At 72.7% G+C, this 15,589-nt stretch carries 17 protein-coding genes and 1 pseudogene; 13 read left to right on the top strand and 5 right to left on the bottom strand.

The window, feature by feature from the left end; all coding sequences use genetic code 11:
- Window positions 1-176: 176 nt before the first annotated feature.
- Window positions 177-483 (top strand): annotated as a pseudogene (locus ACWGL3_RS01810) (alkyl sulfatase dimerization domain-containing protein); the annotation flags it as partial.
- A gap of 45 nt (window positions 484-528) precedes the next feature.
- Window positions 529-669, top strand: coding sequence for a hypothetical protein (locus ACWGL3_RS01805; protein ID WP_267945129.1), 141 nt, complete (start codon window positions 529-531; stop codon window positions 667-669).
- Window positions 670-755: 86 nt separating this feature from the next.
- Here ACWGL3_RS01805 and ACWGL3_RS01800 read toward each other — a convergent pair whose 3' ends face one another.
- The gene (locus ACWGL3_RS01800) at window positions 756-1,529 is read right to left on the bottom strand and encodes a DUF2306 domain-containing protein (protein WP_431061429.1); all 774 of its coding nucleotides are present in this window, start codon (window positions 1,527-1,529) and stop codon (window positions 756-758) included.
- Between the two features lie 315 nt (window positions 1,530-1,844).
- On the opposite strand from ACWGL3_RS01800, the gene ACWGL3_RS01795 reads away from it, so the two are divergent.
- From ACWGL3_RS01795 to ACWGL3_RS01775, 5 genes are all read left to right on the top strand, one after another.
- A complete protein-coding gene (locus ACWGL3_RS01795) occupies window positions 1,845-2,855 on the top strand; it encodes a MerR family transcriptional regulator (RefSeq protein WP_330158124.1) in 1,011 nt (336 codons plus the stop codon).
- A 251-nt stretch (window positions 2,856-3,106) separates the two neighbouring features.
- Window positions 3,107-3,610: a hypothetical protein gene (locus ACWGL3_RS01790; protein ID WP_452460672.1), complete on the top strand. Its 504-nt coding sequence runs from the start codon at window positions 3,107-3,109 to the stop codon at window positions 3,608-3,610.
- The gene (locus ACWGL3_RS01785; protein WP_267945133.1) at window positions 3,607-4,836 is read left to right on the top strand and encodes an NRAMP family divalent metal transporter; all 1,230 of its coding nucleotides are present in this window, start codon (window positions 3,607-3,609) and stop codon (window positions 4,834-4,836) included. The genes ACWGL3_RS01790 and ACWGL3_RS01785 overlap by 4 nt, the downstream gene beginning before the upstream one ends.
- Window position 4,837: 1 nt before the next feature.
- Entirely contained in the window at window positions 4,838-5,224 is a 387-nt protein-coding gene (locus ACWGL3_RS01780) for a hypothetical protein (protein ID WP_267945134.1), read from the top strand.
- A complete protein-coding gene (locus ACWGL3_RS01775; protein ID WP_267945135.1) occupies window positions 5,221-5,550 on the top strand; it encodes a PRC-barrel domain-containing protein in 330 nt (109 codons plus the stop codon). The genes ACWGL3_RS01780 and ACWGL3_RS01775 overlap by 4 nt, the downstream gene beginning before the upstream one ends.
- A gap of 45 nt (window positions 5,551-5,595) precedes the next feature.
- Here the strand turns inward: ACWGL3_RS01775 and ACWGL3_RS01770 are convergent, their stop codons facing one another.
- Complete coding sequence (locus ACWGL3_RS01770) at window positions 5,596-6,075, bottom strand: MarR family winged helix-turn-helix transcriptional regulator (protein WP_267945136.1); 480 nt, start codon at window positions 6,073-6,075, stop codon at window positions 5,596-5,598.
- Window positions 6,076-6,186: 111 nt separating this feature from the next.
- Between ACWGL3_RS01770 and ACWGL3_RS01765 the strand changes: the two genes are divergently transcribed.
- On the top strand, window positions 6,187-7,275 hold the full coding sequence (locus tag ACWGL3_RS01765; protein WP_267945137.1) for an epoxide hydrolase family protein: 1,089 nt from the start codon (window positions 6,187-6,189) through the stop codon (window positions 7,273-7,275).
- Window positions 7,276-7,378: 103 nt separating this feature from the next.
- Here the strand turns inward: ACWGL3_RS01765 and ACWGL3_RS01760 are convergent, their stop codons facing one another.
- A complete protein-coding gene (locus ACWGL3_RS01760) occupies window positions 7,379-8,293 on the bottom strand; it encodes a LysR family transcriptional regulator (protein ID WP_267945138.1) in 915 nt (304 codons plus the stop codon).
- 184 nt (window positions 8,294-8,477) lie between these two features.
- On the opposite strand from ACWGL3_RS01760, the gene ACWGL3_RS01755 reads away from it, so the two are divergent.
- The gene (locus ACWGL3_RS01755; protein WP_267945139.1) at window positions 8,478-8,648 is read left to right on the top strand and encodes a hypothetical protein; all 171 of its coding nucleotides are present in this window, start codon (window positions 8,478-8,480) and stop codon (window positions 8,646-8,648) included.
- Window positions 8,649-8,679: 31 nt separating this feature from the next.
- Here ACWGL3_RS01755 and ACWGL3_RS01750 read toward each other — a convergent pair whose 3' ends face one another.
- Both ACWGL3_RS01750 and ACWGL3_RS01745 read right to left on the bottom strand, forming a co-directional pair.
- Complete coding sequence (locus ACWGL3_RS01750) at window positions 8,680-9,480, bottom strand: IclR family transcriptional regulator (protein ID WP_267950421.1); 801 nt, start codon at window positions 9,478-9,480, stop codon at window positions 8,680-8,682.
- A gap of 111 nt (window positions 9,481-9,591) precedes the next feature.
- Window positions 9,592-11,202 (bottom strand): AMP-binding protein, encoded by a 1,611-nt coding sequence (locus ACWGL3_RS01745; RefSeq protein ID WP_267945140.1) that lies wholly within the window; start codon window positions 11,200-11,202, stop codon window positions 9,592-9,594.
- A gap of 227 nt (window positions 11,203-11,429) precedes the next feature.
- Here ACWGL3_RS01745 and ACWGL3_RS01740 point away from each other — a divergent pair, with 227 nt between their 5' ends.
- The 4 genes from ACWGL3_RS01740 to ACWGL3_RS01725 all read left to right on the top strand — a co-directional run bounded on the left by ACWGL3_RS01740 (window position 11,430) and on the right by ACWGL3_RS01725 (window position 15,576).
- A complete protein-coding gene (locus ACWGL3_RS01740) occupies window positions 11,430-12,302 on the top strand; it encodes an isocitrate lyase/PEP mutase family protein (RefSeq protein WP_267945141.1) in 873 nt (290 codons plus the stop codon).
- Between the two features lie 2 nt (window positions 12,303-12,304).
- The gene (locus tag ACWGL3_RS01735) at window positions 12,305-13,573 is read left to right on the top strand and encodes a 3-isopropylmalate dehydratase large subunit (protein WP_344180969.1); all 1,269 of its coding nucleotides are present in this window, start codon (window positions 12,305-12,307) and stop codon (window positions 13,571-13,573) included.
- Complete coding sequence (locus ACWGL3_RS01730) at window positions 13,570-14,103, top strand: LeuD/DmdB family oxidoreductase small subunit (RefSeq protein WP_267945143.1); 534 nt, start codon at window positions 13,570-13,572, stop codon at window positions 14,101-14,103. The genes ACWGL3_RS01735 and ACWGL3_RS01730 overlap by 4 nt, the downstream gene beginning before the upstream one ends.
- Before the next feature lie 138 nt (window positions 14,104-14,241).
- Complete coding sequence (locus tag ACWGL3_RS01725) at window positions 14,242-15,576, top strand: MFS transporter (RefSeq protein WP_267945144.1); 1,335 nt, start codon at window positions 14,242-14,244, stop codon at window positions 15,574-15,576.
- Window positions 15,577-15,589: the final 13 nt, after the last annotated feature.

Raw genomic sequence — 15,589 nt, 5'->3', positions numbered from 1 at the left:
CCCGGGTCCGCGACGCGCACCAGTGGGCCCGCTACCTCACCGAGGCCGTCCAGCTCTTCTGCCACCGCGCCGACGTCTCCTTCGCCACCCACCACCGGCCGACCTGGGGCGCGGACCGGATCGAGGGGTTCCCGACCGGGCAGCGCGACCTCTACGCCTACCTGCACGACCGGACGGTGCGCCTGGTCAACCGGGGCCTCACCCCCCGGGAGATCGCGGAGGAGCTCACGCTTCCTCCCGCCCTGGACCGGCAGTGCGCCAGCCGCGGCTACTGCGGGTCGCTGAGCCACAACGTCAAGAGCGTCCACCAGCACTGCCTCGGCTGGCTCGACGGAAACCCCGCCCACCTGTGGGAGCACCCGCCGATCGAGGAGTCGAGGCTCTGGGTGGACCTGCTCGGCGGCATCGGCGGGACCCTCGCACGCGGACGCCCTCGCCGGCGAGGGCGACCTGCGCTTCGCCGCCACCCTGCTCAACCACGCGGTCTTCGCCGAGCCGGACCACGAGGGGGCGCGCCTGGCACCCACCATGACGAGGCAGCAGCTGGTCGGCGTCATCACCCGCCGGGACCTCCGGGGCATCGGGCACGAGGGGGGCCTCGGGGTGCTCCGCTCGCTGTTCGGCGTCCTGGAGGCGCCGGCCCCCGCCTTCGCCGTGGTGCGGCCCTGAAAGGGCGTCGCCCGGAGCCCCGTCCCCGCCCCGGACCGTCGCCGCCCGGGGCGGCACGACCGCGAGCGTACGGGGAGGGGCGCGGGTCAGGTACGGTCCCGTGCCCCGGAACCGCTCCCGGCCGGTCCGACCGCGTCCACGGGGACTCGGCGGCCGTCCCCCGCCGACGCGGGGGCGGTCCCCGCGGCCCCCTGTCGGCGGGCCGCGGGCCTCAGCACGCGCTGGACGATGAAGTACTCCGCCACGAGGACGTTCACCAGGAAGGACGCCCACGCGCTCGCGTGGTAGACGTCGTCGAAGGTCAGGGACGGGAAGTAGTTCGCCTGGAGCGCCAGCCCGAGACCGAGGTAGATCCGCAGGCTCACGGAGGCGAAGGTGAGCGCGTAGTTGCGGATCATCCAGACCCGGTGGAGCCGGACCTCCCCACGGCGGATGGTCCGGAAGGCCTGGACGAGCGTGTAGAGCCAGGCCGCCGTCAGGATGAAGAAGGCGACCTGCACCGAGAACCCGCTGACGGAGAAGGCGGCGGCGAACAGGGCCGCCATCGACCCCAGCACCACGCAGACCATGTAGACCCGGCCGGCGACGCGGTGCGCACGCGGGTACCGGACGCGGAACCGGGTGAGGAACTGGAACGGCCCGATGAGCAGCGCCAAGGAGCTGGGGATCGCGTGCACGGCGATGGAGAGGTAGTGGGAGGCGACCCCGGGGTCGAGCGGGATCCTGTTGCGCTCCACGTCCCCGACAGCGTAGGGCTCCGCCGAATAGAGGGCGACAGCGGCGGCCGACACGGCCAACAGGCCCCAGAGCGTCCACCACCAGCGGCGGCGGGTCGACTTCGTCAGGTCTTTCACAGGCATCTCCACTGAGGACGGAAGGAAGGTGCCCCGGCCGCGTCGGGGGCGGGATCCGGCGCCGGAACGGCGCCCGCCGGGGCACAGGGCGTGTCACAGACACAGTCGCGTCCCCGTGCGGTCGTTCGCGTCGGTGAGAACCACCCAGTTCCCTCCCGGGCCGTCGGCGGGCGGCCGCGGAGCGGGACCCACCCCTGAGGCGATCGACCGGACGGGGTGTCCCGTACGCGAAGCCCTCCCCTCCCCTCCGCCGCCTGCGCGCGGATCCGGGCGCCCCGGGGGCTTGCATCTCAAGCTGCTCGAGGTACCACAGTGGCTCCCATGAACGACAACGAGCTGTACCCCATCGGAGACGCCGCGCGCCGCAGCGGCCTGAGCGTCAGCGCCGTCCGCTTCTACGCCGACGCCGGGATCGTCGAGCCCGCACACCTGTCCGGGGCGGGCCACCGCCTGTACGACGTCGACGCCATCGCCCGCCTGGAACTCGTCCGCACCCTGCGTGATCTGGACACCGACCTGGACGAGATCCGCCGCCTGCTCGAAGGCGACACGACCCTGCACGACCTGCTCACCACCCACCTGGAGATCGTCGAGCGCCAGGAGCGCACCCTGCGGGCCAGGAGGGCGGTGCTGCGGACCCTGATCAGGCAGGGCGGCACGACCGCGCAGGCCGACCTGATGCACAAGCTCGTCTCGATGACCGACGAGGAACGCGAGCAGACCATCGACGACTTCTGGAACGACGTCGGGGAGGGCCTCGACGTCCCCGACGGCTTCGTCGACCGGCTGCGCGCGATGCGGCCGATCCTGCCGGCCGACCCCACGGCCGCCCAGCTGGAGGCGTGGATCGAACTCGCCGACCTGGTGCGGGACCCGGCGTTCCGCGACGCGGTCCGCACCTACCTGCACGAGACCTACACCACGGACGAGTGGCAGGCCATGGCGACCGAGCCGATGCAGGAGTTCATCTACGAGAGCGGGGGACCGCTCGTGGAGGCGGTCCTCGCCGCCTACCGCGCCGGTGAGTCCCCCCGGTCCCCCTGGGCGCAGGCGGTGGTCACGCGCTTCATGGAGGCGGTCACGGCGGTGTCCGCCGACACAGCGCTCACCCCCGAGATCCGCAACCGGATGGCCGACGCCTACCGGCGGCTCCCCGACATCGAGCGCCAGATCGCCGAGGAGGACGCCGCCTCCGAGGACCCCGTCTACGACGACACCCACGGCCGGTACCTGTCCCTGGTGACAGTGGTCAACGGGACCGGGCCCGAGGAGGACACGCTGCCCTACGCCTGGATCGCCGACGCCATGCGCGCCCCGGACGACGGCGCCTGAGGGAACCCCGTGCGCCCACCCCGGGACGGGTGACGCGCGGGCGGTGCGCCGGGGGACGGCACACCGCCCGCGCGGGGCCGCGGACGGCGGCTTCCTCCCCTGTCCCGTCCGCGTCCCCCGGCGGGCGGCCGGAGCGCAGGACCGGGAACCGCGGGAGCGGAACCGCCCCGGGGCGCCGTTCCGCCCCCGCCCCGACACGCCCCACCCTCTCGCTCGGTGATTCTCCCGTCACCGATGGCTATCGTCGTGGAGTGCTCCAGCCCCGTTCGCCCTCTCAGGAGCCCGGTCGCACCGGCCGGTCCCCGGCGCAGCCCACCGCCCCCGTCCTGGCCCTGGTGGCGGTCCTCCTGCTCCTGGTCGCCGGCTGCACGGCCCCGACCCCGACCGCCGGCTCCTACCGGGACGCCGCCGAGCAGACCGTCACGGACCTCCTCTCGGCCGTCGGGACGGGCGTCCTGCTCGTCGAGATCCACCGGGGCAACAGGGCGTTCTCCCCCTACGCGGAGACCACCGCCGAGGACGCCGAGGACGCCGCCCGCTCGATCGCCGACACCTTCGGGACGCGCCAACCGCCCACCGCCGGGTCCGACGCCCTGCGGGCGGAGCTCTCCCCCCTCTGCGACACCGCGGTGAACGCGCTCGCCGACCTGCGCATCGCCCTGAAGAGGGACGACAGCGCCGCGGTCGAGGCCGCCGGGCGGACCCTCCGTGCCGTTTCGTCCGGACTCTCCGACCTCGAGGAGTCCCTCTCGTGAGGTGGCTGGCGGCCTTCACCCTGGGCCTGCTCACCGCCATCGGCGGCTTCCTGGACATCGGCGACCTGGTCGCCAACTCCGTGGTCGGCTCCCGCTTCGGGATGACCCTGGCCTGGGTCGTCCCCGTCGGCGTGGTCGGGCTGATGGTGTTCACCGAGATGTCCGCCCGCGTGGTCACCGCCACCGGTCGCGGGACCTTCGACCTGGTGCGCGAACGGCTCGGCGCCAGGGTCGGTCTCGCCAACCTCCTGGCCTCCTACCTCATCACCCTGCTCACCCTGTCCGCGCAGATGGGGGGTATCGCGCTGGCCCTGGAGCTCGCCAGCGGCATCCACTACCTGCTGTGGGTGCCGGTCGTCGGGTTCCTCGTCTGGATCGTGCTGTGGCGGCTGCCCTTCGCGTACATGGAGAAGACCTACGGCCTCCTGGGCCTGGCCCTCGTCGTGTTCGGTGTGGCCCTGTGGAGGATGGGCCCGGACCTGGGGGCGCTCTTCACGGAGGCGGTGTCCTTCTCCCCGCCGCCGAACGAGGGGGCGGCCGTGTGGTGGTACTACGCCATCACCCTGTTCGGGGCCGCGATGACCCCCTACACCGTCCTCTTCTTCTCCTCGGGCGGGGTCGAGGAGAAGTGGACCTCCGAGGATCTGGCCACCGCGCGCCTCAACGTCTTCTTCGGCCTCCCCCTGGGAGGGCTGCTGTCCCTCGCCATCATGGGCTGCGCCGCCGTCCTGCTCATGCCCGCCGGGGTCCAGGTGTCCGACCTGGGACAGGTCGCGCTCCCCGTCGTCTCGACCCTCGGCAGGCTGGGACTGATCGTGGTGATCCTCGGGTTCTTCGCCGCCACCTTCGGCGCCGCCCTGGAGTCGGGCCTGGCGGCGGGGTACGGCGTCGCCCAGTACTTCGGCTGGCACTGGGGGAAGACACTGCCGCCGGCGAGCGCCCCCTACTTCCACCTCGTCATCATGGTGAGCCTGCTGAGCGGCACCCTCTTCGTCCTCACCGGGGTCGACCCCATCACCGTCACCGAGTACAGCCTGGTCTTCTCGGCCGCGGCCCTGCCCCTGACCTACCTGCCGATCCTCGTCGTCGCCAACGACCGCGGCTACCTCGGCGACCAGGTCAACTCGCGCTTCACCAACATCCTGGCCTCGGTCTACCTGGTGCTGCTGTGCGTGGTGTCGGTGGCCGCCATCCCCCTCATGCTCTACACGAAAGCGGGGCAGTGAGATGTCCGACGAGGCGGACGGAACGATCTTCCGGATCGGGTTCACCGTCCTGGACCGCCAGGTGGTCGACCGCGGGGGCGAGAACCTGGGCAAGGTCGACGACGTGGAGTTCACCTGGCGGGAGGGGGAGGCGCCGGCCATGACGGCCCTGATCATCGACGCGGCCTCCCTCGGCGGACGGATCGCCGGGCGGTTCGGCCGGTTCTGGGAGACGGTCCTGGAACGGATGCGCCCGCCGGAGGAGGCGCCCACCCGGATCCCCCTCACCGACGTCGAGGAGTTCGCCCCCACCACGGTGCTGTCCACGGACGCCCCGCCGGGGATGCGCCCCCTGGAGGCGTGGATGGCACGCCACCTCATCGGCCGCATCCCCGGGGGGCGGCGGTGAACCGGCTGCGCGCGGGCGCGCTCCTGGGGCTGCGGATCGTCGACTGCAACGGGAAGGACGCGGGTTCGGTCCAGGACATCGTCGTCCGTCACAGCGGGGGCGCGTACACCGTCCTGGGACTGGTCGCGGGGCGTTCCGCGCTCGCCGGACGCTTCGGGTTCGGGGACTCCCTGGAGGCTCCCACCCCCTGGAGGCATCTGCTGGGGTGGTTGCGGCGCCACGAGCGCTACGTCCGGTGGGAGGACGTCGTGGCCGTGGAGGAGGACAGGGTCGAGATCGCGGTGGAGCGCAGGGCTCTGCCCCGCGGGTGGCGCGGCCGGCCCTGACCGGCGCCGCGGCACCGCGCTCCTCCGGAGAGGGGCGGGCCCCTGTCAGCTCCGTGCCTCCCCGGAGGCACCGCTCCGCCGGTCGTGGTGCTCCAGCAGCCGGGCCAGCAGCCCGGTCAGCACCTGCCGCTCCTCGGGCGCCAGCGGGGCCAGCAGTTCCTCCTGGGTGCGGGCCAGCCGCTCCTCCAGCACCCGCAGCTGCCTCCTGCCCGCGGCGGTCAGCGAGACGATGTTGCGCCGCCGGTCAGAGGGGTCCAGGGCACGCTCGACCAGTCGGCGGTCGGAGAGCTCGTTGACCGTCGCGACCATGTCGCTGACGTGGATGCCGCTGCGGCGTCCCAGTTCGGCCTGGCTGGCCGGGCCGGACTCCTCCAGCGTGGCCAGCAGGCGGTAGTGGTAGCCGCGGGCGCGCACGGACGAGAACCCGTCGGCCACCAGGCGGTGCGCGTGGTGGGCGGTCTGGGTGAGCAGCCAGCTGGGCGTGCCCTCCCAGGCCGCGGGCGTCTTCTCCGGTGGGTTCTCCATGCCTGGAGTCTAACGAACCGTTGGTGACTCCAATGATTGTGCTACCGTTCGTGACCCAAACGTTTGGTGGCCAAACATTCATGTCGCCAATGAATACCCGGAGCCAGGACCATGATCAAGCCGTTCCGCATCGACATCCCCCAGGCCGACCTCGACGACCTGGCCGACAGGCTCTCCCGCACCCGCTGGCCCGACGAGGTCGCCGACGCCGGGTGGGACTACGGCTTCCCGCTGGCACGGCTCCGGGAACTGGCCGAGTACTGGCGTACCGGCTACGACTGGCGCGAGCACGAGGCCGGGCTCAACGAGCTTCCGCACTTCACCACCGAGATCGAGGACCAGACCGTCCACTTCGTCCACGTCCGTTCCCCGAGACCGGACGCGCTCGCGCTGGTCCTCACCCACGGCTGGCCCGGCTCGTTCCTGGAGTTCCTCGACGTCGTCGAACCGCTCTCACGCGACTTCCACCTGGTGATCCCCTCCATCCCGGGCTACGGCTTCTCCGGGCCGACCCGCGAGCGCGGCTGGGACACGGTCCGGATCGCGCGGGCCTGGGCCGAGCTGATGCGCCGCCTGGGGTACGAGCGCTACGGGGCGCAGGGCGGCGACTTCGGGTCGGGCATCTCCACCGCGCTCGGCGCGGTGGCGCCCGAACAGGTCGTCGGGGTGCACGTCAACTACCTGCCGACCAGGCCGGACCCGGACGCCGGCATCGAGCTGTCCGAGGAGGACGAGGCCCGTCTGGACAAGGTCAGGCACCTGATGGCGAACCGCCCGCCGTACCAGGCCCTGCAGGCCGCGACCCCGCAGACCATCGGCTACGCGCTGACCGACTCGCCGGTCGGCCAGCTGGCCTGGATCGCCGAGCGCTTCGCCCAGTGGACCGACCCCCGCTCGCCCGTCGACGACGAGCGGATGCTCACCGGCGTCTCGCTGTACTGGCTGACGGCCACCGCGGCCTCCTCGGCGCGGCTGCACCGCGACGCCCGGCGGCGGACCGAGCCGTGCCCGGTACCGGTCGGCGTGGCGGTCTTCGCCCACGACATCACGCAGTCGGTGCGACCGCTGGCCGAGCGGCTGTACGACATCAGGCAGTGGTCGGAGTTCGAGCGCGGCGGCCACTTCGCCGCGATGGAGGTGCCGGACCTGCTCGCCCGGGACGTCCGGGAGTTCTTCCTGGCCCTCCCCGGGAAGGACTGACACCGGCCGCCGCGCCGGGCCCGCGCGCCCTCCGGGGGGCGCCTGTGCGTTTCGCTGTGCCGCGTCCTCCTCCCGCCGCCGCGTCCCGACAGCGGCGCGGGCCCTACCCCTCCTCGTCCAGGGCCGGACCGTGCTCCAGGAGGTGGTGGACGAACGCCGCCGTGCCCTCGGTGAGGGTGGAGAAGTCCGCCGCGACGAGGACGGCGTGCCGCGGCGCCCACGGTTCGTCCAACTCGTACAGGGACGCGGGAGAGACACCGTGGCGCCGGGCCGCCCCCCGCGGCACCACGGCGTACCCCACACCGGTGCAGGCCACGGCGCAGACGGCCCCGAGCGAGGGCAGCCGGACCCGGTAGGCGGGCTCCGTCCCCGCCGCGTGCGCCTGCCGGTCGACGAGGTCCTGCAGAGGGCTCCCCCGCAGGAGGCCGACCACGGGTTCGCGGAGCAGGTCCGCCAGACGGAGCGGCCTCCGGGGCGGGGAGGAGGCCGGGCCGACGGCGACGAGGTCGTCGTCCCACAGCCGGCGGGTCTGGCAGGCCGCGCCCGCGGGCACCGAGGAGACGACCGCGATGTCGGAGAGCCCGTCGAGGACGTGGGCGACGGCCGCCTCGCTGCTCAGCTCGACCAGGGTGACCGCGGTGTTGGGCAGGCGGTTGAGCGTGGCGGCGAGGAACTCGGTGAGGGCGTCGGCGGCGGAGCTGTTGGTCGCCAGCCTGACGCTGTTCTCCAGCCCCCGGGCGCGGGCGGCCATGCCCGCCTCCAGCTCCCGGGCGCCGTCGAGCAGGACCAGGCCCCTCGCTGCCAGGGCCTCGCCGGCCGGGGTCGGCGTCACCCCCCGGTGGCGGCGGTCGAGCAGCCGCAGCCCGTAGTGCCGTTCGAGCGCGGTGATGCGGACACTGGCGGCCGACAGCGATATCCCGCACCGCTGGGCCCCGTCCGTGATGGAACCCGCCTCGATCACCTCCACGAGCAGCGCGAGGTCGCTCAGGTCGGCCACCCCCATCGGTCCTGCCTTCATCTTCTGGGCACCCCTCTTCGTCCGGCCTCAACGCAAGCTCCGGGCCCATGGGCGAGAATCCCCGGGAGCCGCTGCCCCGGGCGGCTCCGGGCGAGCACGGAGGGAGAGGTCCATGGTGGTCACACGGGACGGCCGGTGGCGGTGGCCGCGGCCGGAGGCGCGCCGTCCGGGCGGGCTACGGGCCATGCTAGAGGCGTGGCGGCGGCCGTCGGCCGGGTCCGCGGAAACCGCCTACCGGGAGCAGCTCCACGTGATCGTGTGGCTGTTGGAGGACGGCCGGCCCGAGGAGGCGTCGAGGGTGGCGTGCGAGGGGCCCTGGATGCCCGGCGGAGGGTGGGGCCGCCCCCGCCGCTGAGGGGGCCGGGAGCCGGAGCCGCCCCGGGCCCTCAGCCCCCGGCGGGAACCCGCCCCTGGGCCCCCAGCTGGTGCGAAAGCTCGGCCGCCGCCTCGCGGACGGCCGCGATGACGCCGACCAGGCCCGTGCCCCGGAAGTGCGTGGCCGGGCCGCCCAGGCTCACCGTGGCCGCCAGGTCCCCGGAGGAGTCGAACACGGGGGCGGCCACGGCGCCCACGTCCTGGAGGAAGTCCTCGTCGCTGACGGTGTAGCCCTCGGACGCGATCTTCTTCAGCTCACCCCGCAGGACCCCCGCGTCGGTCAGGGTGTGCGGGGTGTACCTGCGCAGCGGCCGGGACAGCCACCGCTCCCGCAGCGCGGAGGAGTGGGCCAGCATCGTCATCGGCCCCGCCGCCGTGTGGAAGGGCAGCACGCTGCCGACGGTGATCTGCTTGACGGTCAGCGGCCCGGCCCCCTCGACGAGGTCGATGCAGACCGCCCCGTCCTCGGAGGGCACCATCAGGTAGGCGGTGTGGCCGAAGCGCGCGGACAGGTCCCGCAGCAGCGGTGCGGCCTCGTCGCGCAGGTTGAGCTCGGCCAGCGCCACGGACCCCACCGCGAACAGCCTCATGTTGACCTTGTAGGCGCCGTCCGCGCGCTGGCTGACCCAGCCGGCCTGCACCAGCGTGGCCAGGAGGCGGTGCGTGGTGGCCTTGTTCAGGCCGGTCCGCTCCGCCAGCTCACCGAGCGTGAGCGCGGGCCGTTCGTGGGTGAAGCACTCCAGGAGCCGGCAGGCACGGAGCACCGCGTTGACCGTGCCCTTGGAATCAGCGGCCGATTCACCGTCGATCATCGCCACTGAGGAGACCTCCTAGCACGCTCCGTCGTCGATGACAGGGTAACGGCCGGTTCGCGGCGCTCCCGCCACCGTGTGCGGGCCCCGGGTGCGGGGCCTCCCGCCGGTTCAGCGCCCATGGCCGTACTCCGCGCGCATCCGCTTCTTGTCGAACTTGCCCACGCCGGTCTTGGGCACCTCGTCCACCACCACGAACCGGTCGGGCAGCTGCCAGCGCGGGATCTGCGCCCCGAGGAAGCTCCGCAGCTCGTCGGGGTCGAGCGGTTCACCGTCCGTGCTCGAGAGGACGGCGACGGGCCGCTCTCCCCAGACCTCGTCGGGGACCGCGATGACGGCGGTCTCGTTCACCCGCGGGTGGGCGGCCAGCCTGTTCTCCAGGTCGACCGAGGAGATCCACTCCCCTCCGGACTTGACCATGTCCTTGGCCCGGTCCACCAGGGTCACGTATCCCCGGGCGTCGACCGTCACCATGTCCCCCGTGCGCAGCCAGCGGCGCCCGTCGGGGGAAGCGGTGAAGGAGGCGCTGTCGTCCTTCTCCGGGGCGTGGTAGTGGTCGACGACGAAGGGGCCGCTGATCTCCAGCTCCCCCACCGCGGCGCCGTCGCGGGCGGCCTCGCGCCCCTCCGCCGACGAGCGCACGGCCAGGCCCGGCAGGGGTCGGCCCTGCGTGCGCCGGGCGGCCGAACGCACCGCCCCGTCGGGGGTGCACGGTTCCGACGCGACCAGTCCGACCGGCGAGCACTCGGTCATGCCCCAGGCGTGGACGGGCCGGATCCCGAGGCCGGTGAGCGCGTCGAGCAGGCTCTCCGGGGCGGAGGAGCCGCCGATGACGATCCGGTCCATGGTCGCCAGTGCGTCTCCTGGCGCCCGCCCCTCGTGGAGCGCCCTGACCACGGCGGCCCACACGGTGGGGACGCCGGCGGCGAACGTCGCCCGGGAGTCCCGGATGAACCCGGTGAGGCCGAGCGGGTCCAGGTGGCGTCCGGGGAACGCCAGCCCGGCCCCCGCCACCAGGCCGGCGTAGGGCAGGTTCCACGCGTTCGCGTGGAACATCGGCACGACCGGCAGCACCACGTCGTGGTGGCCGATGGCGAACGCGTCGGTCCCGCACAGCGTGAGCGCGTGCAGGTAGACCGACCGGTGGCTGTAGACGACCGCCTTGGGGCGGCCGGTGGTGCCGGACGTGTAGCAGATGCCCACGGCCTCGTTCTCGTCGCGCGGGCGCCACCAGCCCCGCCGCTCGGGGACCGGCCGGGTCTCCAGCCGGTGCACGGCCGCGCCGCCCTGGACGGCGGGGAGGTCGGGGGCCTCCCCCATGACGAGCACGTGCTCGACCGTGTCGGGAAGGTCGACGGCGGACCAGGACTCCCACAGGGCGCCGTCCACGAGCACCGCGCGGTCTCCGGCGTGCGCGAGCGTGTAGGCGACCTCGTCGGCGCCGAGGCGGATGTTCACCGTGTGCATGACCATGCCCGCCCCGGGGATCGCGATGTAGGCGCGCATGTGGTCCAGCGTGTTCCAGGCGTAGGTGGCGACCCGGTCGCCGGGTCGGAGTCCGAGCCCCTCCAGGTCCTCGGCGAGCCCGCGGGCCCCGGCGAAGAGCTCGGCGTAGTCCAGTCCGCGGACTCCTCCGGGTTCCCGACCGGTGACCTCGCGGTCGGCGAAGACCGCCTCGGCCCGCTCGAAGACGTGGTGCAACCCCAGGGGTTCGGTCTGCATCGCGGAGATCATGGAGGCTTCCCCTCTTCGTGGTGGACCGGAATGCGTTCCATTTTTTACTGATCCGGTCGGCATCGCGATCGGAGCAGATCGCCGACACAGACCGTTTCAGCACGTAGATCACTTCCGTGTCTGCTGGGTTACAGACCATAGTGACCCTTGACACAAGATCCTAGCGCTCCCTAGTGTCCTTTTGAAACGCGTTCCGCAATACGAAAGGGGTTGGGATGAGTTCCCGACGACTGCGCGAGCTGATGGGCGAGGGGGTCGTCCACGCGCCCGGCGTGTGGGACGGGCTCACCGCCCGCCTCGCCGAGCAGGCCGGCTTCTCCGCACTGTGCGCCTCGGGCTTCGCGGTCTCCGCGTCCCTCGGCTACCCCGACGCCGAGCTCTACACCATGTCGGAGAACCTGGAGGCCACCCGCCGCATCCGCGAGTCCAGCGGCCTCCCGCTGATCGCCGACATCGACACCGGGTACGGCAACGCCGTCAACGCCGCCCGGACGGCCCGGCGCTTCCGCGACGCGGGGGTCGCCGCGGTCTTCATGGAGGACCAGGAGTCGCCCAAGCGCTGCCCCCTCTGCGTCGGAGACCCAGTGCCGTTGGTCCCGCCGGAGGAGGCGGCCATGAAGGTGCGCGCCGTCAAGGACGCCGTCGGCGACGACGTCCTCGTCATCGCGCGCACCGACGCCCGGGGCGAGGAGGCGCTGCACCGGGCGAAGTCCTACGCCGGGGCCGGGGCCGACATGGTCATGCCGGTCACCAGGACCTTCTCCACCATCGACGAATGGGCCCGGTGCAGGGAGGCCGCCGGCGTCCCCCTCGTGGCCACGCTCACCGCGTCCGCCTGGACCGAGCGCGAGTTCACCCCCCGGGTCCTGGAGGAGGTCGGGGTCGCGATCGCGCTCCTGCCCACCCAGGTCCTGATGGCGGCCACCGGGGCCATGCGACAGGCCCTGGGCCGGCTCGCGGCGGGCGAGCCCCCCGCGGACGTGAGCGCCGACGCCCTGCCGCACCACGAGTTCGTCGACCTGATCGGGTTCGCCGAGGTGGAGGCCGCACAGAAGGCCTACCTGCCCGCGGCCCGGGGAGGAGCCTGACCATGGGCCGCACCATCACCGAGAAGATCCTCGGCCGGACGGCCGAGGGCCCACCGGTCCGCGCCCGCGACAACCGCGCCTTCCGCCCCGACCACATGATCGCCTACGACTTCCCCGGGTACACCGACGTGATGTTCCGCCAGATGCACGACGACTTCGGCATCACGGAGCTGGACGACCCCGAGCGCTACCTGGTCTTCATCGACCACATGCTCACCCGGGGCGACGCCAAGGAGGAGGCGGTCCACCAGGTCACCCGGGACTGGTGCGACTTCTACGGGATCACCCTGCACGAGGCCGAGGGGATCGGCCACCAGGTCGCCGCCGAGCTCGGGTACGCGCTCCCCGGCAGGTTCCTCATCCACTTCGACGGCCACATCAGCGGACTGGGAGCCTTCGGGGCCCTCGGCTGGGGGGTGCGGCGCGACCTCCTGGAGGCGTGGGTCACCGGACGGATCCACCTGGACGTGCCGGAGTCGGTGCGGTTCGAGCTCACCGGCAGCTTCCCCGAGGGGGTGGACAACCGCGACCTGATCCACACCATCATCGCCCGGCTCGGCGCCGACGGCTGCGCCCACCAGGTCATGGAGTTCACCGGGCCCGGAGCGCGCTCCATGAGCATCGACCGCAGACAGGGACTGTGCGGCATGGCGATGTTCACCGGCGCGGTGTCGGCGATCTTCAACCCGGACGAGCTCTCCCTGGACTACGCCCGAAAGGTGTCCGGCACCGTCCCCGAACCGCTGTACAGCGATCCCGACGCGGTCTACGCCGGCGTGCACGAGATCGACCTCTCGGAGCTGGAACCGCAGGTCGTGCTCCCCGGCTCCGCGCGGGGCGCGAACACGAGGGGGGTCTCGGCCCTGAAGGGCACCCCCGTCACCAAGGCGTTCATCGGCTCCTGCGCCAGCGGGAGGCTGGAGGACATCCGCGCCGCCGCGCAGGTGCTGCGGGGCCGCAGGGTCGCCGACGGCGTGCAGCTCAACGTCGTCCCCACCTCGGCCGCGATCCACCGGCGGGCGGAGGAGGAGGGGCTGCTCGACGTCCTGCGCGACGCGGGGGCGGCCGTGGCCACGTCCAGCTGCGACTTCTGCTTCGGCTACCAGAAACCGCTGAAGGCCGGGGAGAACTGCGTGTCCACGGGCGTGCTCAACATCTCCGGGCGCATGGGCGACACGGGCGCCCACATCTACATGGGGTCCGCCTACACCGTCGCCGCCAGCGCCGTGACCGGGGAGATCTCCGACGTACGGGAGGTGACGGGCCCGTGAGTGCGCTGCCCCCGCCCGACACCATCGAGGGCCGTGTCGCCTGGATCTTCGGGGACGACTTCGACATCGACCTCGTCATCGGCGTGGAGAACATCAAGCACTACGACCCCGACGTGCTGCGCAGCGTGTGCATGCGGCACTACGACCCGGCGTTCGCCGACGAGGTGCGCCCCGGCGACGTCGTCGTCGGGGGCCGCAACTTCGGCTACGGGCACCCGCACTACCCGCCGATGGTCGCGCTGCGCAACCTGGGGATCGCGGCCGTCGTCGCCGAGTCCTTCTCCCCCGGCTTCTGGCGCGGGGAGACCTACAACGGCATGCCGCTGCTGACCGTCCCGGGCATCACCCGCGCCGTCCGCCGGTGGGACCGCGTCTCCATCGACTGGCGGCGCCCCGCCGTCCGCCTCGCCCGCCAGGACGCCGAGCTGACCGGGGAACCGCTCAGCGAGCGCGTGGTCAAGGTCATCGAGGCCGGCGGGAGCCTGAACCTGCTCCTCGCCGAGCACCGACGGGCACGCGCCACCGGCTGACCGGCACTCCCGGTCCGCCTCACCGACGGGCGCGAACACCACGCCGGCGCCCCGCCGCCCCGCACGCACGGGGAGGCACCATCCCCCCGAGAGCCCGTGACGGGCGCTCGAGCTCCATCCCCACCAGGAGGTATCGCCTTGTCCTCTGCAGAGAGCGCCGGGAGCTCCCCGGCCGTCGCCGCACCCGGCGCACCCGTGCGCGACCGGCGCACCGCACTGCGGGCCGCGGTCGCCGGCGGGGTGGGAACCCTGATCGAGTACTACGCGTTCAGCGTCTACGGGTTCCTGGCCGTCGTCATCGCCCCGCTGTTCTTCCCCAGTTCCAACCCCGCCACGTCGATCCTGGCCACCCTGGCCGTGTTCGGGTCCGGCTACCTGATGCGGCCGCTCGGCGGGATCTTCTTCGGCCGCCTCGGCGACCGGAGCGGGCGCAAGGTGGCACTGGTGTCCACCGTCGTCAGCATGGGCCTGTGCTGCGCCCTGATGGGCGTACTGCCCACCTACCCGCAGGTCGGCATCACCGCTCCGATCCTGCTGGTGATCGTCCGCATGGCGGAGGGCTTCTCTGCCGGGGGCGAGATCGGCGGATCGGCCACCTACATCGCGGAGTCCTCGCCGTCCGGGCTGCGCGGCTTCTTCGGGGCCTTCACCCCGACCGGGTCCACCCTGGGCTTCGCGGTCGCGGCGGCCGTGGCCGGGATCGTCGTCGGGCTCCTCTCCCCCGATCAGATGTCGGCCTGGGGATGGCGCGTCCCGTTCCTGCTGTGTATCCCGCTGACCCTCCTGTGCCTGTGGGCGCGGCTCAAGCTGGAGGACACCCCCGACTTCAGGGAGATGGAGGCCCGGTCGGAGGTGACCCGCAGCCCCTTCGTCGACGTGCTGCGGAGCAACTCGGGATCGGTCCTCAAGGTCATCGGCCTGGCCGTCGCCACCAATGGCACGGGGTACATCGGGCTGACCTACATGAACGTCTACCTGATCAACGACCTGGGCTACGACTCCCAGCACGTGTACTGGCTCTCGGCTGCGATCATCGGCCTGGCCTGCCTGTGCATGCCGTTCATGGGCATGCTCACCGACCGCTTCGGGCGCCTGACCGTGCTCACCACGGGGTGCGTCGGGTACGTCCTGCTGGCCTACCCCATCCTGCTGGCCATGTCCGAGGCCTCGGGGCTCCTGGTCGTGGGGCTGGTGTACCTGGTGTTCATGATCCTCAACGCGGCACTGCAGGTCCCCGCGTTCCCCCTGTTCACCGAGCTCTTCCCGCGGGCGGTCCGCTACACCGGCGTCTCCCTCGGCTTCAACATCGGGACCATCGTCGCCGGCGGGACGGCCCCCTACATCGCGGCCCAACTGGTCGCGTCCACGGGCAACCCGGTCTCCCCGGCCTACTGGGTGATGGGGGTGGCGGTGGTCGGCCTGCTCACCGCGCTGACCCTGCGCTCCACCCGCTCGGGCGAGCTCCCCGGCTGAGGCCCTCTCCGGT

This window comes from Nocardiopsis sp. NPDC055824, from assembly GCF_053616335.1.
This window is presented reverse-complemented; position numbering and strand designations above follow the sequence as displayed.